This window comes from Phycisphaerales bacterium, assembly GCA_035627955.1.
Lineage (GTDB): Bacteria > Planctomycetota > Phycisphaerae > Phycisphaerales > UBA1924 > JAEYTB01.
The window spans coordinates 76989-97541 of record DASPKU010000006.1; the positions used below are offsets into that span (position 1 = coordinate 76989).

The 20553-nt window shown below is 68.5% G+C and carries 20 protein-coding genes and 1 tRNA gene; 13 read left to right on the forward strand and 8 right to left on the reverse strand.

Annotation, left to right across the window (positions count from 1 at the left end; genetic code table 11):
- The first annotated feature begins 20 nt into the window (after positions 1–20).
- Genes VD997_04835 through VD997_04845 form a run of 3 tightly spaced genes read left to right on the forward strand, consistent with a single transcriptional unit; the run spans position 21 to position 2394 of the window.
- Positions 21–665 (forward strand): hypothetical protein, encoded by a 645-nt coding sequence (locus VD997_04835; GenBank protein HYE61301.1) that lies wholly within the window; start codon positions 21–23, stop codon positions 663–665.
- Between the two features lie 26 nt (positions 666–691).
- Positions 692–1909, forward strand: a complete 1218-nt coding sequence (locus VD997_04840; protein ID HYE61302.1) for a hypothetical protein — start codon at positions 692–694, stop codon at positions 1907–1909.
- Entirely contained in the window at positions 1906–2394 is a 489-nt protein-coding gene (locus VD997_04845; protein ID HYE61303.1) for a low molecular weight protein-tyrosine-phosphatase, read from the forward strand. The genes VD997_04840 and VD997_04845 overlap by 4 nt, the downstream gene beginning before the upstream one ends.
- Here the strand turns inward: VD997_04845 and VD997_04850 are convergent.
- Positions 2391–3533, reverse strand: coding sequence for an aminopeptidase (locus tag VD997_04850; GenBank protein HYE61304.1), 1143 nt, complete (start codon positions 3531–3533; stop codon positions 2391–2393). The genes VD997_04845 and VD997_04850 overlap by 4 nt on opposite strands.
- A gap of 223 nt (positions 3534–3756) precedes the next feature.
- On the opposite strand from VD997_04850, the gene VD997_04855 reads away from it, so the two are divergent.
- On the forward strand, positions 3757–4431 hold the full coding sequence (locus VD997_04855; protein HYE61305.1) for a hypothetical protein: 675 nt from the start codon (positions 3757–3759) through the stop codon (positions 4429–4431).
- 76 nt (positions 4432–4507) lie between these two features.
- Here the strand turns inward: VD997_04855 and VD997_04860 are convergent, their stop codons facing one another.
- Both VD997_04860 and VD997_04865 read right to left on the reverse strand, forming a co-directional pair.
- Positions 4508–7210, reverse strand: a complete 2703-nt coding sequence (locus tag VD997_04860; GenBank protein HYE61306.1) for a hypothetical protein — start codon at positions 7208–7210, stop codon at positions 4508–4510.
- Between the two features lie 136 nt (positions 7211–7346).
- Complete coding sequence (locus VD997_04865) at positions 7347–7901, reverse strand: hypothetical protein (protein HYE61307.1); 555 nt, start codon at positions 7899–7901, stop codon at positions 7347–7349.
- 514 nt (positions 7902–8415) lie between these two features.
- Between VD997_04865 and VD997_04870 the strand changes: the two genes are divergently transcribed.
- Positions 8416–8721 (forward strand): hypothetical protein, encoded by a 306-nt coding sequence (locus VD997_04870; protein ID HYE61308.1) that lies wholly within the window; start codon positions 8416–8418, stop codon positions 8719–8721.
- An 89-nt stretch (positions 8722–8810) separates the two neighbouring features.
- On the opposite strand, the gene VD997_04875 is transcribed toward VD997_04870, so the two are convergent.
- A complete protein-coding gene (locus tag VD997_04875) occupies positions 8811–9470 on the reverse strand; it encodes a metal-dependent transcriptional regulator (GenBank protein ID HYE61309.1) in 660 nt (219 codons plus the stop codon).
- A 102-nt stretch (positions 9471–9572) separates the two neighbouring features.
- On the opposite strand from VD997_04875, the gene VD997_04880 reads away from it, so the two are divergent.
- The 5 genes from VD997_04880 to VD997_04900 all read left to right on the forward strand — a co-directional run bounded on the left by VD997_04880 (position 9573) and on the right by VD997_04900 (position 14997).
- Positions 9573–10457, forward strand: a complete 885-nt coding sequence (locus VD997_04880; protein ID HYE61310.1) for a transporter — start codon at positions 9573–9575, stop codon at positions 10455–10457.
- A 68-nt stretch (positions 10458–10525) separates the two neighbouring features.
- Positions 10526–11503, forward strand: coding sequence for a zinc ABC transporter substrate-binding protein (locus tag VD997_04885; protein ID HYE61311.1), 978 nt, complete (start codon positions 10526–10528; stop codon positions 11501–11503).
- An 80-nt stretch (positions 11504–11583) separates the two neighbouring features.
- Complete coding sequence (locus tag VD997_04890; GenBank protein ID HYE61312.1) at positions 11584–12354, forward strand: metal ABC transporter ATP-binding protein; 771 nt, start codon at positions 11584–11586, stop codon at positions 12352–12354.
- Between the two features lie 13 nt (positions 12355–12367).
- Positions 12368–13684 (forward strand): iron chelate uptake ABC transporter family permease subunit, encoded by a 1317-nt coding sequence (locus tag VD997_04895; protein HYE61313.1) that lies wholly within the window; start codon positions 12368–12370, stop codon positions 13682–13684.
- Positions 13681–14997: a metal ABC transporter permease gene (locus tag VD997_04900; GenBank protein HYE61314.1), complete on the forward strand. Its 1317-nt coding sequence runs from the start codon at positions 13681–13683 to the stop codon at positions 14995–14997. The genes VD997_04895 and VD997_04900 overlap by 4 nt, the downstream gene beginning before the upstream one ends.
- Positions 14998–15056: 59 nt before the next feature.
- Here VD997_04900 and VD997_04905 read toward each other — a convergent pair.
- Positions 15057–15130: transfer RNA gene (locus VD997_04905), tRNA-Met, on the reverse strand.
- Positions 15131–15246: 116 nt separating this feature from the next.
- On the opposite strand from VD997_04905, the gene VD997_04910 reads away from it, so the two are divergent.
- Both VD997_04910 and hutI read left to right on the forward strand, forming a co-directional pair.
- Positions 15247–16164, forward strand: coding sequence for a formimidoylglutamase (locus VD997_04910; protein HYE61315.1), 918 nt, complete (start codon positions 15247–15249; stop codon positions 16162–16164).
- Positions 16164–17405: an imidazolonepropionase gene (gene hutI / locus VD997_04915; protein ID HYE61316.1), complete on the forward strand. Its 1242-nt coding sequence runs from the start codon at positions 16164–16166 to the stop codon at positions 17403–17405. Before VD997_04910 ends, hutI begins: the two co-directional genes overlap by 1 nt.
- Here hutI and VD997_04920 read toward each other — a convergent pair.
- From VD997_04920 to VD997_04930, 3 genes are all read right to left on the reverse strand, one after another.
- Positions 17377–18294: a class I SAM-dependent methyltransferase gene (locus VD997_04920; GenBank protein HYE61317.1), complete on the reverse strand. Its 918-nt coding sequence runs from the start codon at positions 18292–18294 to the stop codon at positions 17377–17379. The genes hutI and VD997_04920 overlap by 29 nt on opposite strands.
- 80 nt (positions 18295–18374) lie before the next feature.
- The gene (locus VD997_04925) at positions 18375–18599 is read right to left on the reverse strand and encodes a hypothetical protein (GenBank protein ID HYE61318.1); all 225 of its coding nucleotides are present in this window, start codon (positions 18597–18599) and stop codon (positions 18375–18377) included.
- Between the two features lie 71 nt (positions 18600–18670).
- Positions 18671–19981 (reverse strand): pyridoxal phosphate-dependent aminotransferase, encoded by a 1311-nt coding sequence (locus tag VD997_04930; protein ID HYE61319.1) that lies wholly within the window; start codon positions 19979–19981, stop codon positions 18671–18673.
- A 210-nt stretch (positions 19982–20191) separates the two neighbouring features.
- On the opposite strand from VD997_04930, the gene rpsO reads away from it, so the two are divergent.
- Complete coding sequence (gene rpsO / locus VD997_04935; GenBank protein HYE61320.1) at positions 20192–20461, forward strand: 30S ribosomal protein S15; 270 nt, start codon at positions 20192–20194, stop codon at positions 20459–20461.
- Positions 20462–20553 lie beyond the last annotated feature (92 nt).

Sequence of the window (20553 nt, forward strand, 5' to 3'; positions counted from 1 at the left end):
GGGCGTGCAGGAGTGATCGCGTGCGCATGGTGCTGATGCTGGCGTTGTTGGTGGTAGCGGGGGCGCTGCAGGGCTGCAACTACGTGGCCGCGGGGTACCTGCTGGTGCACGGGCCGGAGAAGAAGCCAGCGGCGCACGAGCTGGAGAAGGACCGGGCGACGGTGATCTTCGTGGACGACCGGGCGAACGTGCTGGCCCGCCGGTCGCTGCGGACGCAGATCGCCAAGGTGGCGCAGGACACGCTGCTCAAGGAGGGCGTGCTCACGAACGTGATCGACACCACCGCGGCCATGCAGGCCGCGATGCGCGAGACCTCGGGCGAGCCGTTGGACATCACCACGCTCGGTCGGCAGGTGCAGGCAGATGTGGTGATCTACGTCACCATGGACACGTTCGTGCTGAGCACCGACGGCCAGACCTTCTCGCCCGAGGCGCGGGCGCACGTGAAGGTGATCGACGCGAAGCTGGCCAAGCGCGTGTTCCCGCTCGATAAGAAGGAGGGGCACCCGGTGGACGTGCGGCTGAAGCTCGCGAGCGGGACGGTGCCCAAGACGGGGACCGAGCAGATCAACGCGCTTAACGAGCTGGCGGACCGCACGGGGCTGGAGATCGCGCGGGTGTTCTTTGATTCGGAGGCTCGGGAGAGCATCCGGCAGGGGAACTGAGCGGCCCGCTCCTACGATGGCTGTGGATGGCCGCTGATGCTGAGAACCTGAGGGGCGCGAGCGCGGGCCCATCGATCCTGCACCTGGTGCTGCCGGGTGGGCGGGTGGTGCGGCCCAGCCTGACGCTGCGCCCGCGCCGCTGGTCACAGGGTTTCCGGCGCGACGTGCGCGGGTGCGACGCGGCGGTGTGGGCGTGCCGCGAGTGCATCGCGGCGTCGCCGGAACTCGAGCACCGCGTGTGCGTGGTCGGCGGGAACGAGGCGGGCGAGCGGAGCGCGGCCATGGGGCTGGAGACGCACGCGCGTCTGGCGCCGCCGTTTTCAAGGCCCGAGCTGGCCCTTACGGGGTATCGGAACCTGCTGCGGGAGTGGGGGACGCCGCAGGTCGTGATGTGCTGGGGCGGGGACTTCGCCGCGCTGCGCGACCGCGTTGTCGCGGGTGGGCCCGAGGCAGGCGCAGGGCGGGAGATGCGCGGGCCTGTGTGGATGGTGGCGGACCTGCACGCGGGCGTGCTGGAGGTGCGGGATTCGGAGCACACGCGCGAGCCGCTGACGCAGGCGCTGACGCCCTGGCTGCCGGTGCCGCACGCGCTGACGCAGCGGGACCGGGAGGCGGTGCGAGAGGCGTTCAACGTGGGGCCGGGCGAGCTGCTGTGCGCGCTCATCGGCGATCCACCCGCGGCGTGCGACGCGATCACGCTGGCGTACATGGCGGGGATTCTGCACGTGGGCGGGGTGCGGGTGGTGCCGGTGGTGCCGCGGGGCGCGTACCAGTTGGAGCGGGCGCTGCGGCACGTGGGCGCGGGCGGGTACCTGGGGGACCTGCGGCTGATCGACGGGCCGATGTCGCTGATCGCGCCGGGGTGCGACCTTGGCGTGTGCATCCCGGTTGCACCGACAGAGCACGAGATGGCCGAGGAGCCGGCGCTGCCGAGCAAGCTGGCGGTGGCGCGGGCGGCGGCGATGGGGCTTCCCATCGTGATGAGCGCCACCCCGTGGGCGCAGGGGCTGCTGCCAGAGGGAGCGCAGGTGTGCCTGTCGCCCTCGAACGATCACGCGGCCCTCGCCAAGCGGGTGTTCGCGCTGGCGGAGGACGGGCAGCGGCGGCTGCGGTATGCGCGGGCGGCGCTCATCGAGCACTCGGTGAACGCGCCGCCCCGAGGGCTGGTGGAAGAGGTGCTCGCTGCGTGGAGCAGGGCGTGCTCAGGGCCATTGGCGCCGCGGACGAGCGCAGTGACTGCATGAGCGGTGAATCGTCCATCCCGGTGCTGTTCGTGTGCCTGGGGAACATCTGCCGCTCGCCGCTGGCGAAGGTGATCCTCACGGAGCAGGCGCGAGCGCGGGGCGTGCTGGACCGGTTTGTCATCGATTCGTGCGGGACCGGGCCGTGGCACGTGGGCAAGGGCGCGGACGGGCGGAGCGTGGAGGTGGCGCGTCGGCACGGGCTGAACCTCGTGCACAAGGCGAGACAGCTGGACCCCACGAGCGACTTCCTGAAGTTCGAGTGGCTGATCGCGATGGACCGGCAGAACCGCGAGGACCTGATCGCGGAGGGGGCGCCGCGGGAGCGGGTGCACCTGATGCGCGCCTTCGACCCGGCGCTCGCGGGTATGCCCGAAAACCGCCTCGACGTGCCCGACCCGTACTACGGCGAGGGCGACGGGTTCGAGCGGGTGTACGAGATGCTGACGACTGCGAGCGCGGGGCTGCTGGACCGACTCTTGAGCTAGGGGCGGGGCCAGCCTTCCTTGAGGAACAGGCCGTCCTTGTGGAAGACCTCGCCGTCGGCCTCGATGGTGCCGCCCTTGCGGAGGTCGCAGATCATGTCCCAGTGCAGGCCCGACTCGTTGGAGTTGCCGCTCTCGGGGTACCCCGCGCCAACCGCGGCGTGGAAGGTGCCGCCGATCTTCTCGTCGAACAGGATGTTCTTGGTGTGGTCCTTGATGGCGTAGTTGGTGCCGATGGCGATCTCGCCGAGCACGCGGGCGCCCGCATCCTGGTCCAGCATCTTGATGAGGAACGCCTCGTTCTTCTTCGCGGAGGCGTCGACGACACGCCCGCCCTTGAAGACCAGGCGCACGCCCTCGACCTCTCTCCCGTTGTACAGGGCGGGGTAGGTGTAGTTGACGTGCCCGTCCACGCCCTTGGGGCCGGCGAAGACCTCGCCGTCGGGGAAGTTGCTCTCGCCGAAGCAGTTGATCCACGTTGACCCATCGACATTCACGGTCAGGTCGGTGCCGTCGTGCCCGCCGGGGCCGCTGACACCGGGCACGCGGAAGCGGACGACCTTCTTCTTCTGCAGGTACTCGCGGACGCGCTCCTGCGTCTCGTAGATGCTCTTCCACTTGGCGACCGGGTCGGGCAGGTGGAGGTAGCAGGCCTCGAACACGAAGTTCTCGTACTGCGTGAGGCTCATGTCCGCGTCCTGGGCGCTGGCGTTGGTGGGGAACGCCGTGCCGACCCAGCGGAACTCCTTCCGCGCGCTGCGGTTCATGAACTCCTTGAACCAGGGGCGGCGGGCCTGCTGGAGCAGCGCGGCCTTCTGCGGGTCAACCTTGCCGAGGTACTTGGTGTTGAGCTGAGTCCAGAAGCTGATCTGGACGTCGATGGTCTTGTAGGTCTCGACCATGAGCGGCGAGCAGTAGCGGATCTGGTCGTCGCTGCCGTGCGTGAGGAGGACCTCGGTGAGCTGCTCGCTGCGCGGTAGCCAGAAGGGGTTGCCGCCGGCCTTGAGAACCTTCTCGGCCACGGCCTCGGTGAGGGGCATGGCGATGGGCTCGGCGGCGATGGCGACGAGGTCGCCGGGCTTGACCTTGGTGGAGAAGTTCACGAGCACATCGGCCAGCTTGTCGAGTCGGGGGTCGCGCATTGAAGCCTCGTTTGAGGGGAGATGAGCCTGTTCCCGGGAGGCCGCGTGGGCAATGAGAGGTGCCCGGCGGTGTTGGGCCGGGGAGACTAGCACGGGCAGGCGGTGTTCTACAATCACCTGTGCGTGGAACGCTGAGCCGGAGTGCCGGCCGAGCATGCACGAAGGATTCTCCGGCGCGGGCCGCACGGCCCCCGGAAACACCAAGGAAACAAGGAGTTCGACCATGCGTCAGATGAATCGCACCATCCTTGCGCTCGTGGCCGGGGTGGGGATTGCCGGGGGTGTGTCGGCCTGGAGCCAGGCGCAGGATTCGCGCCCGCCGCAGCCCCCCGCGGCCCGGATCGCCACCGTGGATGTGCTGGGCATCGTTGAGCGGATGCTCGCCAGCGACCGATACCGGCCCGCGCAGGAAGCGTACCTGAAACAGGAGAACGACAAGCTGCGGCCGATGGCCGATGAGTTGGCGGCAATCGAGGAGCGGGGGTCGAAGCTCGCGCAGGGCTCGCCTGAGCTGGAGGCGCTGGGGCGCGAGTTTGACACGAAGCAGGAGGCGTTCCAGCGCGCACGCCAGGAAGGATTGACGCGGATCGAGGAGTACAACGCCAACCAGGTGCGGGAGGCGTACCGGCTGACGCTGGAGGCCGTGGACGAGGTATCGGGGCGGATGGGGTACACGCACGTGGTTTCGTCGCGAACGGGGGACGTGACGATCAAGTCTCAGAACGTGGCGGGGGCGCTGCAGGAGATCCTTGCCCGGCCGATGGCGCGGTCGCCGCGGGCGGATGACCTGACCGAGCGGCTCATCCGGCAGTTGCGGCTGGAGAACGTGCGGTTCGAGGAGCCGCCGGCGCGGCAGCCCGAGGGCGCCGACCGCGGCCCGGTCCAGCCGCTGCGGTAAGTGGCGGGCGGGAGAAAAACGAAAAGCCCCGGGCGGGTGCCCGGGGCTTTTTCATGCACTCAGGTTGTCGCGGGGCTCAGCAGGCGCCGCCGCCAAGGACACGGAAGAAGGACTCGATGTCGGCGTCGGTGCCGATGTCGCCGTCGCCGTTGAAGTCGGCGCCGCCAGCGAAGCACGAGGCGCAGCAGTTGCCCCCAAGGCAGGCAAAGAACGCCTCGATGTCGGCGTCGGTGCCGAAGTCGCCGTCGCCGTTGAAGTCCTGGTCGCCGCAGGTGGGGCCGGTGATGTCGGTAATGGTCAGGACGCCCGCGCCCTGGGCGTTGTTGAAGCTGCCCACTCGGATGGTGTAGTTCTGGCCGGCGACCACGTCGACCTCGACGCTGGAGCGGCCGCTGCCGCAGGCTCCGTCGTCGTTGCAGCCCAGGAGGCGCGACTCGAAGTCGGCGCAGCCGCCGCCGTTGTAGACCGCGATCTTGGTATTGAACGCGGTGGAGGCGCTGCAGGTGTCCACGCGGATGCGGCCGTTGAAGGTGGAGGGGTAGTTGAACCAGAGGTCACGCGTGATCTGGTTGCTGCCGTTGTAGTTGCAGCCAGTGTGGGTGGGGCCGTCGGTGGTGCAGTTGGTGTTGTTGAAGGCGGTGTCGCCCAGGCCGACGCCCGGACGGGCGGCGCAGCTGTCATTGGGGGCGGGGATGGTGCCGCCGCCGCCGATGGCGCGGACATTGAAGTTGCCGACAGCACCCTGATAGCCAGCGACGCGGATGTAGTAGGTGGTTCCGCCCGTCATGTTGACGTTGATGCCGGAGGAGAGGCCGCCGCCGCAGGCGTTGTTGCCGCCGGTGGCGTTATCGTCGTTGCAGGCGACCTGAGTCAGGCTGCCGCAGGAGCCGGTGAAGACCGACATGACGGTGTCGAAGCCGCTGCCGCAGGTGTTGACGTTGACCGCCCCCGAGGTGACGGGGCGGTACGCGAACCAGACGTCGGCGGAGGTGCTGCTGCTGCCGCAGCTGGCGGTGCCGTCGTTAGTGGCGGCCGTGGTGGAGCCGGTTGCGGCGATGCCGTCGGCGAGGAAGAGGGCGCCGGCGCAGGTGTCATTGGCGGGGGCCACGGGGCCGCAGCTCGGGGGCGTGATCGTCAGCGTGCCGTTGCCGGTCGCGCCGTTGTAACCGCCGATGCGGATGAGGTAGCTGGTGTTCGCGGCGTGCTGGAAGGTGAGCGAAGACTGGAGCGAGTTGGCCCCGCAGGTGTTGCTGTCGTCGCTGCACGCGATGACGGTGCCCGGTGCGGACGGGCAGCTGGTGCCGGGGTAGACGAAGACCTTGGTGTCGAAGTTGGAGCCGCAGGTGGAGATGGTGGTGGGGCCGGTGGTGCAGCTGCCGCTGGTATAGCGGAACCACACGTCGGCGCCGATCTGGGTGTAGTTGTTGACGACGCACTGCCCGGGCTCGGCGAGGCCGTCCGTGTTGGCGTTGGCGTTGGAGAAGGTGGTGGTGCCGGCGCCGACATTGGTGGCCGCGGCGCAGGTGTCGTTAAGCGGGTGGAAGGTGCCGTCGGGACTCGGCACGATGGTCGAGACGCTCATTGAGCTCGGCGTGCCGGGCTTGAAGAGCGTGAGGGTGGCCTCGCCGCCGCTGGGGGGCTGGTTGCAATCGAAGCGGTAGTTGTAGATGGTGTCCCAGCGGAGGGCGTTGGCGTTGGGGTTCTGGGCGAAGGTTTCGGTGGTGCTCCAGGTAATACCGGTGCCGCTGGCGGTGGAGCCGTTCCAGTTGGTGCCGCTGTAGGGCTCGCCGTTGAGGTAGTCCACGTCGTGGAATCCGACGCTGCCGGCCACAACCGTTGTGCCCGAGGGGTAGGGCACGCGGAAGGCCTGGGCGGCGCGGTCGGAGTTGAAGTTCTGGATCGCGTACTCGTAACGCCAGGTGGTGCCGCCGACGTTGGTGGCCTTCGCGGCGATGATGAAGCGGCCGTCGCCGGGGACGTCGACCGTGGTGATGAACACGTTGGGGTCGGGGGCGTTGACACCCAGGCCGTGGTCGCGCCAGGCGTAGATCGCCGGCTTGGTGCGCTGTGTGGTGTCCTGGAGCGAGATGTTGTACGAGCCCGCGGCGACGTTGACGCGCCGGTAAGACTGGTTGTTCAGGGCGTTGCCCATCTGCGAGTCTTCCGGCTGGATGTAGATGCTCGAGACGAACCAGAGGGCGTTCGCGGCGAGACCTGCGTCGAGCTCGGTCGTGGCCACCTGGAGCAGCTTCTGGTTGGAGTTCGCGCCGCCGCTGCCGTTGCTCAGCCAGGGGTAGGGGAACGTGCCCGTGACGGGGTTCACCTCGGACTTGGGCCCAAGGCCGCCCGGCGAGGCGTTGAGGCTCGCGGAATAGGGGTCCGAGCAGCCGGGGAAGAGGGCGTCGCAGTTTCCGCCCGGCGTGCATGAAGAGCAGACGGTGCCCTGGAGGGCGCAGAAGCCGTGCTTGAGCCACGCCTGGCCGACCTGCTCGAAGCGGCCGTTCATCAGGCGGTACATGTTCTGGGAGATGACCGGGTGCTTGCGGCAGTCGGGATTGCTGGCGTTGGTGCAGTCAATCCACGTCAGCGGCTGGTCGCCGAGGTTGCAGGAGGTGGTGCCGACGCCCCACATGCGGCGGCCGTTGGCGACGCCCAGGTTGTTCACCACGTCGGGCAGGTCGCCCACGATGACATCGGGGCCGGCGGCAAAGGCCGGAGTGGAAACGACGAGACCCGAGAGCATGCCGAGCATGCCCACCGCCGCACGAAACTTCTTCATTGCCCATCCTTTCACGCCAAGAGCTGGTAGCGCGGGGGAACCCCGCGCGGGCCAGTCTAAAGGATCAGGCAAAGTCTGCAACCCTATCGGTGGTGCTTGGCGCAGCCGATTCCCCTATCTGGTGGGCTTATCGGCCTTAGAGCGTGGAGGCGATCTGCTCGAGCTGCATGACCCGTGCCTGGGCCTGGCGGAGCTCGGACAGGTCGCGGATGTACCAGTTGAGGGTCCCTTCCGGGCCGCGTTCGATCGAGATCGCGACCGGGACGCCGACGAGGGCGCCGGGGGCGATGATGCGGGTCTCCCATTCGCCGCCCTCGGGGCCCTCCATGAGGGCTTTGGCACGCTCCGCGAAGAGCTTGCGCTCGGGTCCGGCAATGAGTGCCGGGAGGTGCGTGCCGACCAGGGCACGGACAGGGCGGCGCAGCAGCAGGCCGAGCACCTCGTCGGCGCTGGTGATCATGCTGCCAAGGGTGGTCTGCACCTGCGACACGCGGCAGCGGGCGCGGGGGCGGGACTCGAGGGCCTGGACCTTGGCGCGCGCGGCGGTGAGCTCCTCGAGGGCCGACTTGAAGGTGATCTTCGTCTGGTTCCGGGGTGCGTGGACCACGCGGTCCTCCCGCCGCAGGTAGGCGCCGGGGCGAGAGTCGCTGTCGCGGTTCTGGATTCGATTCCTGCTGCTTTCCGTAGCCATGATTGCCTCCCCATACATCCGTGAATGAACGGGCCGAACATACGTGTCGGGGGGGCGGGGGGCAACGGGGCGCACGGCGTGCGCGTTTTCCACAGGTCAGACCGGTGGAATGAGTGACCGTTGAAGTAGTTTTTCATGCCGTCACCAAGTGTCTTCGCCGTGTGATTTCACGGGTGTTCGCGACGGATGTGGACACCTGGCCAGCGAACACCGCGGGACGCTCTTAATCCGTCTGAAGGGACGCTTATCTCGCGGGTCGAGGAACGAGCCCGGAATTTGACAAGCACCGCTCGGGTGCGCACTCCCGGCGGGGTCCCGGGGCCCCGGGGTATTTCAGCGCGGTAGGTAGTTCTCCATCGCAAGAGGTGCGGCCCACCCTCGTTTTGCATGCTGAACACGGACGCCACGGAACGGCGCTCCGGTAAGCAAGCCCGGAACAGGAACCATGACCTTCGAAGGCAGCGCGTGACTGCCCGCGGTCGTGCTCCGCGCCGGCGAAGAAAGGACGTTGGATATGTTCGGCAACCGCAAGATGCTCGGCCTGTTCGCACTCGCCGCCGTGGCCGCCACCGGCCTCGCTGCGGCACCCGCGTCGGCTGGAACGTACCGCGGCGGGCGTGACCGCTGCGAGAGCAACGTGACGGTGTACCGCACCGAGTCGTGCGCGCCCAAGGCGCGGGTCTCGGTCGGGTTCTATGGCGACAGCCGCGGCTACCGGGACGGCTGCTACGACCGGGACCGCGGCCAGAACCGCGGCTACGTCAAGCAGGTGCGCCGCGAGAAGTGGGTCACCAAGCGTGACCGCTACGACTGCCGCTGAGATGACGTGAAGCCTCAGAAGCCCCCTTTGCGCCGTGCCGCGGCTTGATGGCCGCGGCGCGGTTTTTCATTGGTGTGTGCTGGGTAGGCTCAGCGTTCGACCAGGATTTTGGAAGCCGCGCGGGTGGAGAGGGTCACGCGTCGGCCGGTCGGCGCCGTCACAACGAGGGCGTCGGCGTTGGCGTCGGTGCTTTCGATGGTGATGGGCTCGCCGGGCTTGAGGCCGCTCTCCTCGACGAAGCGCAGGAAGCTTGCGTCCTGGTCGAGGATTCGGCCGATGCGGGTGCGCATCCCGGGCCTGCACGCGCCGAGGGGGATGAGGCGGCGGTCGGCGAGGGCGCCTTTGGCGGTGGGGATGGGGTCGCCGTGGGGGTCCACATCGGGGCGGCCCAGGAACTCGTCGATGCGGTCGAGCAGGCGGTCGGACATGGCGTGCTCGAGGCGCTCGGCCTCGTCGTGCACCTCGGACCAGTCGAAGCCGAGGGTCTGCACCAGGAAAGTTTCGATGAGGCGGTGGCGGCGGAGGACGGCCAGCGCGAGACGCTCGCCCTTGGCCGTGAGGCGGATGCCGCCGTAACGCTTGGAAGTCACGAGCTTCTGCTCGGCGAGGCGTTTGATCATCGTTGTGACGGTGCCGGGGGTGACTCGGAGGTGGCGGGCGAGGTCGCCGACGGTTGCCTCACCCTCCCCCTGGAGGGCCAGAATCTGCTTGAGGTAGTCCTCGACGGTCTGGCTCGGCTGGCTGGGCACGGGGCGGGTCCTTCACGCGGGCGGGGCTTGACGGGGACGGGGCGGCGCGGCTAATCTTTGACGACTCAAACTTTGGAAGTTGGCTTGTCAAAGGATAGCGGCATGCGGGCATCCGGGCAGTTGCAGCTAGCGTTGGCGGTGGCGGCCGGGTGCGCGTCTGGCGCCGTCGCCGCGGGCGTGCTTCAAGGGGATGGGCCGGGCGGGGCGTCGCCGGCGGACAAGTCCGGGTACCACCTGTTTAACCCGACGCCGCGGGAGCAGATGCGGGAGCTGAGCACCGACCGGCCGGACACGACGGAAAGCCCGTACACGGTCGATGCGGGGCACTTCCAAGTGGAGTTGTCGTTCGTTGACCTGTCCTTCGACGACACCGACAGCGTGGAAACGCGGGCGGTGTCGGTCGCGCCGATGCTGCTGAAGGTTGGATTGACGAACGATATTGACCTTGCCCTGGGGCTGGACCCGTACACGCGCGTGCGCACCGAGGATGGCGCCGCGGAGGAGACGGTGGAAGGGTTCGGCGACACGGTCCTTCGGCTCAAGGCAAACCTGTGGGGCAACGACGGCGGGGACACGGCGCTGGCGCTGATGCCCTTTGTCAAGTTCCCGACCGCGAGCGATGGCCTTGGGAACGATCACGTTGAGGGCGGGCTGATCATCCCGTTCGGGATGTCGCTGCCTAACGAGTTCTCGATGGGTCTGATGGCCGAGTTCGACCTTATCCGCGACGCGGCGGACGAGGGGTACGTGGTGGACTTCGTGCATACCGCCACCATCGGGCGGCCGCTGGTGGGCGAGCTCTCGGGGTACGTTGAGTACGCGGGTTTCTACAACTTGAACGCCGATGAGGATTACCGCGGGTACTTCGACGCGGGGCTGACGTACGCCGTGACGGACGACCTGCAACTCGACACGGGCATCCGCGTGGGGCTGACGGAGGCGGCGGAGGACTTCGGCGTGTTCGCCGGGATTGCGTGGAGGTACTGATTATGCAGGCCATGTTTGCTGCTGTTTCGTCGAGGCTGACGTCGGTGTTGATGGTTCTGCTCGCGTGCGTGACTCTGGCCTTGAGCGGCTGCAAGGAGACCGCGAGCACCGCGGCCGTGGCGCCCAAGGCGGGCGCGAGCGGCGGGCCCAAGGTCGTCGCGACCACGGGCATGATCGCGGATGTGGCACGCACCATCGGGGCGGGTCGGGCGCAGGTGACGGCGCTCATGGGCGAGGGCGTGGACCCGCACCTGTACAAGGCCTCGCCGGGTGATGTGCGGCTGCTGACCGACGCGGACATCATTCTGTACAACGGGCTGCACCTGGAGGGGCGGATGGCGGACGTGATCACGAAGATGGCGTCGGACACGACGGTCGTCCGCGTGACGGAATCGATGGACGAGTCGCAACTGCGGTCGCCGCCGGAGTTCGAGGGGCACTACGACCCGCACGTGTGGTTCGATGTGTCGCTGTGGAGCAAGGCTGCGGAGCGGACGCGGGATGCGCTGATCGCGAAGGACGCGGCGGGCAGGGACATGTACGCCAGGAACGCCACGGCGTACCTCGAGAAACTCGCGGCGCTGCACGAGTACGCGAAGACGACGATCGCGACGATTCCTGAGGGCAGCCGCGTGATGGTCACGGCTCACGACGCGTTCGGCTACTTCGGGAGGGCCTACGGGATCGAGGTGTTGGCGATCCAGGGGATCAGCACCGACAGCGAGGCGAGCCTGCAGGACATCAACGGGCTGGTGGACACGCTGGTGTCGCGGAAGGTGCCGGCGGTGTTCATCGAGAGCAGTGTGCCGCGGAAGACGGTGGATGCGCTGGTGGAGGGGTGCGCCGCCCGCGGTCACCAGGTGAAGGTTGGGGGCGAGCTGTTCAGTGACGCGATGGGCCCTGCGGGCACGCCCGAGGGGACGTACATCGGGATGGTGGTGCACAATGTGGACACGGTGACGGCGGCCCTCGGTGGGAGCGTACCCGCGGAGAAGCCGGGGCTGCTGCTGTCGGGGATGGTCCCTCCACCTGCGGGGAAGCGTTGAACGTGGATGGCGTCACACCAGTTCCGGCGTCGGCGGTCTCGAGTGCGGGCGATTTGCTGCCAGTAGGCACGCCGCCGGCGGTGAACACGCCGCCCTGCGTTGAGGTGCACGACGTCACGGTCGCGTACCACCGCAAGCCGGTGCTGTGGGATGTGGATGTGCTGCTGCCCTCGGCGCGCCTGATCGCGATCGTGGGACCCAACGGCGCGGGCAAGTCCACGCTCCTAAAGGCAATCCTGGGGCTGGTGCCGACCGCGAGCGGGCGAATCGAGGTGTTCGGCAAGAAGCTCAAGCAGGTGCGCTCACGCATCGGCTACGTGCCGCAACGGGAGACGGTGGACTGGGACTTCCCGGTGAGTGCGCTCGACGTGGTGCTCATGGGGCGGTACGGGCGGCTGGGGTGGATCAAGCGGCCGGGCAGGCACGACCGCGAGGTCGCGATGCACAGCCTCTCAAAGGTGGCGATGGCGGACTTCGCGCACCGGCAGATCAGCCAGCTCTCGGGCGGGCAGCAGCAGCGTGTGTTCCTGGCGCGGGCGCTGGCGCAGGAGGCGGACCTGTACTTCATGGATGAGCCTTTTGCGGGGGTGGACGCCGCGACGGAGCGGGCGATCGTGGAGGTGCTGCGCGAGCTGCGCTCGGCGGGGAAGACCGTGGTCGCGGTGCACCACGACCTCCAGACCGTGGCCGACTACTTCGACCACGTGGTGATGCTGAACATGCGGCTGGTGGCTGCGGGGCCGATTGAGACGACGTTCACGCCGCGGAACCTGCAGAACACCTACGGCGGACGGCTGACGATCCTGGACGAGACGGCGGAATCGATCCGGCGCGGGGGGCGGACGCGGTAAGACGCGCCGAGGCATGGACGAGCTGCTGCGATTACTCACCCTGCAGGATTCAAACACCCGCGTGGTGCTGCTGGGCACCTCGGTGCTGGGGGTGGCATCGGCGGTGATCGGCACGTTCGCGGTGCTGCGGCGGCGGTCGCTGGTGGGGGACGCGGTCGCCCACGCGGCGCTGCCGGGGGTGTGCGCCGCGTACTTTGCCGTCGGTGACCGCAACTTCGCGGCGTTCATGCTGGGGGCCCTGGTTTTTGGGGTCGCGGCCGCGGCGTTCGTGTCGTTCGTGCGGAGCGCGACACGGATCAAGGAGGACGCGGCGATCGCGCTGGCTATCGGCGGGTTCTTCGGCGTCGGCATCGTGCTGTCACGGATGATCCAGAACCAGCCGGGCGGCAACCGCGCGGGGATCGACAGCTTCATCTACGGCAAAGCCGCGAGCATGGTGGGGGATGACGCCCGCCTGATCCTGGTCGTGGCGGCGGCCGTGCTGGGGACGGCGGCGCTGTTTTACAAGGAGTTCAAGGCGCTGTGCTTTGACCGCGACTTCGCGGCAAGCCAGGGCTGGCCGACGCTCACGCTCGACCTGTTGCTGATGGGGCTCATCTGCACGTGCACGGTGGTGGGGCTGCCGGCGGTGGGGGTGGTGCTCATGGTGTCGCTGCTGGTCATTCCGCCGGTGGCGGCACGGTTCTGGACCAATCGGCTGAGCACGATGCTGCTGATCGCGGCGGTGCTGGGCGGAGTCTCGGGGGTGCTAGGGACCGCGCTGAGCGCGACGCTTCCGGTGCCGGAAGATGTGCCCAGCCGTGGTTGGCCCACGGGTCCGCTGATCACGCTGGTGGCGACGGCGATCTTCGTGGTATCGCTGCTGCTGGCGCCGCGGCGCGGGCTGGTGGGGGACCTTGTGCGCCGGGTGTCGCTGCGGCGGCGGGTCGCCGAGCAGAACCTGTTGAGGGCTGTGTACGAGCACCTCGAAGACTTGGGCGAGCTTGGCACTGAGTGGAGCGCGTCGCAGCTCGATGTGAGCGCGGAGGCGTTGCCGCGGATGGTGCGGCGGGGACTCGTGGCGCGCGCTGGCGCGGGCGCGTTCAGACTGACCGATGGTGGGCAGGCGGAGGCAGCGAAGGTGGTGCGGGCGCACCGGTTGTGGGAGCTATTCCTGATCCAGCAGGCGGACATCGCGCCGGATCATGTGGATCGCGACGCCGACCAGATCGAGCACGTGCTGTCGCCGGAGGTGCTGGCGCACCTGGAGGAGCGGCTGCACGCGATGGGGCGGCTGCCGGGCGGCGTGCCGCGTTCGCCGCACCCGATCCACGCGGGGGGCACGGCGTGAGTGCGCTGTTCACCATCGCGGGGTACGAGGTACGGGCGACGGACGTGTGGATCGTCGCTACGGCCGCGGCGTCGTCGGTCGCGTGCGGGCTGCTGGGGTGCTACCTCGTGCTGCGGCGGATGTCGCTGCTGGGGGACGCGATCTCGCACGCGATCCTGCCGGGGCTGGCGCTGGCGTTCATCGTGACGCACAGCCGCGAGCCGCTGCCGATGCTGATGGGGGCGCTGGTGGTGGGGGTGGCGACGGCGGTGACGTCGGCGGGGCTCTCGCGGTGGGGGAAGGTGCCCGAGGACGCGGCCATGGGTGTCGTGTTCACGGCGCTGTTCGCCGTGGGCGTGATCCTGATCACCTTCCACGCGCACAAGGTGGACCTGGACCCCGGGTGCGTGCTGTACGGGCTGCTGGAGATGGTGCCCTTCGACAGGGTGAGCGTGCTTGGGCTCGAGCTGCCGCGGTCCTTCGCGTTCCTGAGCGGGCTGCTATGCGTGCTGGTGCTGCTGATCGCGCTGTTCTTCAAGGAGCTCAAGATCGTCTCGTTCGATCCGTACCTGGCCACGACCATGGGGATCAACGCGGCGGTCGTGCACTACGCCCTGATGACCGGTGTCGCCGCTACGTGCGTGGCGTCGTTTGAAGCGGTGGGGTCGATCCTGGTAGTGGCGATGCTGGTGGCGCCGGGGGCGACGGCGCACCTGCTGACCGACCGGCTGTCGCGGATGCTGGTGATCTCCGCGGTCGTGGCGACGCTCAGCGCGGTGCTGGGGTACGTGATGTCGGTGGTGCTGAACACCTCGGTCGCGGGGTCGATCAGCACGGTGGCGTTGGGGCTGTTCGTGCTCGCGGTGGTCTTCGCGCCCAGGCACGGGTGGTTGCCGCGCCAATGGCGGCGGCTGGCGCTGGCCCTGCGGATCACGCAGGAGGATGTGCTGGGGCTGCTGTACCGCTGGCAGGAGCAGCAGGCCGCGGCCGCCAACCCGCACCCGCCGACCGTCCGCGAGGTGCTGGAGGCGACGCATTCCGGTTGGCTGGGGCGGGTTTCGCTCTTCGTGCTGGGGCGGCGGGGGCTGGTGCGGTCGAGCGCGGGGGCGCTGGCGCCCACTCAGGCGGGGATCGAAGTTGCCCGGCACGTCGTCCGCGGGCACCGTTTATGGGAGACCTACCTGGCGAAGCACCTGGCGGTGGACCCCGGTCGGGTGCACTCGCCGGCCCACAGGGCCGAGCACTACCTGACGCCGGGGATCCAGGCGAGCCTGGACCAGGACGTGGGCACCGGTCAGGACCCGCACGGGAAGCCGATCCCGCCGCGGGATTGACCGGTGAGGAGCCCAAGGCGCAAAAACGATCGCAGCAGCCCGGGGGGCTGCTGCGGAAGTGCCGAGGGGCGGACTCGAACCGCCGACCTGGGCGTTATGAATGCCCCGCTCTAACCAGCTGAGCTACCTCGGCAGAGGTGGGGGGATGATAGACCCGGTGCCCGCTGGCGAAAAGTGGTTCCGCCTGTTGAGGGTGCCGTTGAGGCGCTTCTGGGTGTCACCGAGCACCGGGCGCGGTAGGCTCAGGCGATGCTGCCCATCCCGCACACCCAGCCGGCGGTCTGGCCCCAGGGGATGCCTACCAGCCGATTGGCCGCCCACTTCCATTCGGTGCCTGCCGGCTGCCGCGTGGCCCTGATTGGGCTGCCCGATGATGAGGGGGTGCGGCTGAACAACGGGCGGCCCGGGGCGGCGGGGGGGCCGAGGGCAGTACGGCAGGCGCTCGCGGCGTACGGCGTCGCGGAGCCGGATGGCTTTAGGTGGCCGGGCGTGTTCGATGCGGGGGATGTCACGCCGGGCAAGGACATCCACGAGACGCACCAGCGGGTGACGGAGGCGACCGCGGCGATCCTGGCCCACAAACTGCTGCCGATCGCGATCGGGGGCGGGCACGACCTGACCTTCCCGTTCGTGCGGGCGGTGATCGAGCACGAGAAGAAGGGGACCGAGGGCAAGGTCCCGCCAATGGCCGGCGTGTACTTCGACGCGCACCTGGACGTGCGCGACACGGTGGGGTCCGGGATGCCGTTCCGCAGCCTGGTGGAGCAGTGCGGCGTGCGCGAGCTGCACGTCTTCGGGCTCAGCCCCTTCGCCAACACGCGCGAGCACGTGGAGTGGTTCAAGGCCCACGGCGGGCGCATCCACAGCCACAAGGCGCACCAGCAGCAGGGCGGGCCGATGCACATGCCGGCGCTGGGCAACTGCTTCGTGAGCTTCGACGTGGACGTGCTGGACTCTTCGTGCGCGCCGGGGGTGTCGGCGATGAACCCCTCGGGGTGGAGCGTGGCGCAGGCGGAGGCGTGGGTGTACGGGGCGGGGCGGAGCGAGCGGGTGCGGTGCTTTGACATCATGGAGCTCAACCCGGCGGTGGACGAGACGGGGCGGACGGCGCGCGTTGCGGCGCACCTGCTGCTCACATTCCTGCGGGGCTTTGCGGAGAGGCACTGATGGCGCGGATCCTGTTCACGCATGCGCGGGTGCTGACGCTGGCGAAGGGGCCGCGGCCTCGGCGCGGGAAGGACCTGGGCGAGCTGGGGGTGATCGCTTCGGCGGACGTGCTGGTCGAGAACGGGGTGGTGTCGCACGTGTTCGCGCCGGGGGCTGGGCCGACGGACCCCGGCGTGCACGTGGTGGAGGCGGCGGGGCGGGTGCTCATGCCCGCGTTCATCGACTGCCACACGCACGCGTGCTGGACGGGCTCACGGATCGATGAGTGGGAGCAGAAGCTCGCGGGTGCGACGTACCTGGACATCCTCGCCAAGGGCGGGGGGATCATGTCGACGGTGCGGGCCGTGCGTGGGGTGTCGCAGATGCAGCTGCGCGACCAGACGCTGGCGCACCTGCACGACTTCATCCTGCAGGGCACAACGACTGTCGAAGTCAAGAGCGGTTATGGCCTGTCCACCGAGCACGAGCTGAAGATGCTGCGGGCCACGCGCGAGGCCGCCAAGGTGTGGGCGGGGACGGTCGTGCAGACGGCGCTGCTGGGGCATGCGGTGGAGCCGGACGACCCGCGGTTCGTCGAGCGGGTGATCAGCGAAACGTTGCCGGCCGTTGTGCGGGAGTTCCCGCACATCCCGGTGGATGTGTTCTGCGAGGCGTCGTCCTGGTCCGTTGATGACGCCGCGGCGCTGCTGAAGGCGGCCATGGCGGCGGGGTGCCCGGTGCGGGCGCACGCGGACCAGTTCAACTCGCTGGGCTTCGTGCGGCAGTGCATCGAGCTGGGGGCGCGGAGCGTGGACCACCTGGAGGCCTCGACGCCCGAGGACCTGCGGGCGCTCGCGGCCTCGCGCACGATCGGCGTGGGGCTGCCGGTGTGCGGAATGCATCTGGACGGGCGCTACCCGAACCTCAAGGCGGTCGTCGAGGCTGGAGGGGCTGTGGCCATCGCGACCAACAGCAACCCGGGCTCGGCGCCGACGAGCTCGATGCCGATGGCAATCGCGGCGGCGGTGCGGCACTGCGGGCTGAGCGCGGCGCAGGCGATTGCGGCGGCGACGGTGAACGCGGCGGCCGTGCTGGGGCTGCCGGACCGCGGAGTGATCGCGCACGGAGCGCGGGCGGACCTGATCCTGCTGCGGCACAAGGACGAGCGGGCGCTGGCCTATGAGCTGGGCGGGAACCCGGTGGACCTGGTGGTCTGCGGCGGGCGGGTCTTCACTACGAAGCCAACACCTTCCGATATGTGAAGTTGATGTTCTTGATCATCAACTCGTCGTCGCTGTACTCAGCGAGCGAGCCGGACTGGCGGGCCTTGAGCAGCTCGGCCCGGCAGGCCTCGTCACGGAAGTACTCCACCTTGCAGGGGCCGATCTCCGCGAAGATCTGGTGCCATTCTGCGAGCGAGATCTTGTTGAGGTACGAGGGGTTCTGCACGAGGTGGGCGGACTCGGGGCGGAGGTGCGGCCAGTAGGGGATGCCGTCGTGCTCGCCGCGGATGATGCGGAGGTCGTGGCAGCCGGTGTCGCTGGTGTAGAGGTGGAGGTTGGTGAAGAACACGCCGCCGGGGCGGAGCACGCGCACCGCTTCGCGGACCACGGCCCGCGGGTCGGGGATGTGCTCGAACGTGTTGAAGGAATAGATGAAGTCGAAGCTCGCGTCGGGGAACGACATCTCCGTCGCGTCCATCTGCTTGAACTTCGGACGGGGGAGCCGGGCCACGCCCATCTGCCGCTGGACCTCGTCCATGTAGCGGCGGTTCAGGCCCAGGGCGCGCCGGCCGATGGTCTTGAGCAGTCGCTTGGGGCCGTTGGTACGCAGCACCTCAAGGTAAGGACCGGGATTCCACCCGCCGGCGTAGACGTCGAGATCGGTGGCGGTGACCTCGTTGTGCTCGGCGAACCACGTCGCGACGGCGAGCGTCTGTCCCGCGCCGATCTCCATGCACTGCTTGCCGCGGAGAGGCTGACCGGTCAGCTCCTGGTACACGCTCGCAGCGTGCTTGCAGTGCTTGATCATGTTGGCGGCGTCGATCGCCACCTTCTGCTTAACCAGACGGGAGGCGCGGGCGAGGCTGACGAGCTCAGCGATTGCTCCCGGCGCGTTCTGCGTGTTGGACGTGTAGCTCTTGGCGGACATGGAGGGCCCCCGTGGTTCAGGTAGAGCCCCAGCATACCTGAACTACGGGGAATTCCAGCCGATCTGAACGGAACCGGCGATCAGGGCATGGGCTTGTCGCCCCTCAGAAGGGGGGCGAGCAGGCGTCGCCACTCATCGACGGACGCGAAGACTCCGTTGATCTCCAGCGTGTCGTCTCCGTAGTAGATCTCGACGGACTCCTTGCAGCATCCGCACTTCACCGTCAGGCGTGGCGAGTGCCTCCCGCGGGCCTCGCGCTTGAACACCCGCAGCTTGAAGCCGATGTCCGGCCCATCAACGCACATACGCGTGTTGAACGTTCGCGTCTTCTTTGACGCTCTCGACCCCGCTCGTGCTGTCCGCATAGTTGCTTGACCTAGTTCAAAGAGTTCAGGAACGCCTCAAACCGGTCCATGCCCTTCTCGATCTGCTCTTCGCTGCACGCGAAGCTGATGCGGACGTGGTCCTTGCCGCAGCCGCCGAAGTCGTCCCCGGGGACGAAGGCGACGTGGGCCTCTTCGAGGAGGGCTTCGCACAGCGACATCGCGGAATCAATGCGGCGGCCCTTGGGGCTGGTCTTGCCGAAGTAGGCCGACACCTCGGGGAACACGTAGAAGGCCCCGGTTGGCATGGCCGTCTTGAGGCCGGGGATGGCGGCGATGCGGCGCGAGATGACCGCGGCCCGCCCGGCGAACGCCTGGCGCATGCGCTCGACATCGTCGGCGGTGCGGGTGAGGGCTGCCCGGATCGCCGGGTAGGTGAAGCTGGTGATGTTGGTGGTGATCTGGCCCTGGAGCGTCTGCATTGCGGCGATGAACTTCCTGCCGAAGCCCCCCACGCCCGCGAGGTAGCCGATGCGCCACCCCGTCATCGCGTAGGCCTTCGACAACCCATTGATGGTCAGCGTCCGCTCGGCGATCTCGGGGATGCTGCCGATGGAGCAGTGCGCGATGCCGCCGTAGGTGATCTTCTCGTACAACTCATCGCTCAGCACGACGAGCTCGGGCGCGGTGGTGCGGGCGGCCTCTGCGAGCACCGCCGCAAGGGCGCGGACCTCATCCGGCGAGTACATCGTCCCACAGGGGTTGCTGGGCGAGTTGATAATGAACAGGCGCGTGCGGGGGGTGATGGCGCGTCGGAGCTGCTCGGGCGTGATCTTGAAGTCGGTCTCGGGGCTGGTGGGAAGCTCGACCACTTTGGCGCCCGCGAGCTCGGCGATCGGGGCGTAGCTCACCCAGGCGGGCACTGGCAGCAGGCACTCCATCGGCGCCTCCCCCGCCCGCGGCGTGTCGAAGAGGCAGTGCAGGGCCACGTACAGCGCGGCCTTCCCGCCCGGGGAGATCGCGATGAGGTCGGCGGAGGTCTGGATGCCGTTCTCGCGGATGAGCTTGTCCGCGATCGCCTGGCGGGTCTCAGGGTCACCGAAGGTGGGGGTGTACTTGGTCATCCCCTTCTCGAGGGCCGCCTCCGCCGCCTCCTTCACCACGTGCGGCGTGTCAAAGTCCGGCTCGCCCGCGGCGAAGGACAGAACGTCGATCCCCTCGCGCTGCATGGCCTTGGCCCGGTTCATAAACGCGACCGTGACCGAGGGTTTGAGCGTCCGCACCCGGTTGGCGATGGAGGGGCCGCCAGTAGTGGGGGCGGCCGGGGGCGTGGTGGGCGTGGGGGTGGGGGTGACGGTTGGCATGGGTGGGGGTGGGCCGTGTGGACGGCGTTGGGGCTCACTAAGGTAGCCGAGGATGGGGTATTTCGGCAGAATTTGCCCCCGCTGATCACGCCTATGGTTGGTCTCTGGCAGCACCGACGCCGAGGTTCAGGCGTCCTCACTCGCCATTGATCGGCGCACGGGGGGCGGCTACCCTTGTGGCCCACATCACTTTGAAGACCAGGAACACCGATGGCCCTCCTCGCTGAAGAACGCAAGTCGATCGCCTCCAAGCACCGCCGCCACGACACCGACTCCGGCTCGCCCGAAGTCCAGGTCGCCATGCTGACGGCGAAGATCGCCGCGGTTGCCGACCACCTCAAGGGCAACGACAAGGACCACCACAGCCGGCGCGGCCTGCTCCTGATGGTGGGCAAGCGCAACCGGCTGCTGAAGTACCTCGCCCGCACGAATCCGGCGGGGTACCAGGGGCTGATCACCAAGCTGGGCCTCCGCAAGTAATAACGCGGCCCGGGACAGAAGTGTCCCGGGCCGTTTTCGTTTCAGGTCACACCGTCCCGGTCGCTCCAAGAGCGGAGTGGCAGTGGGCAGGA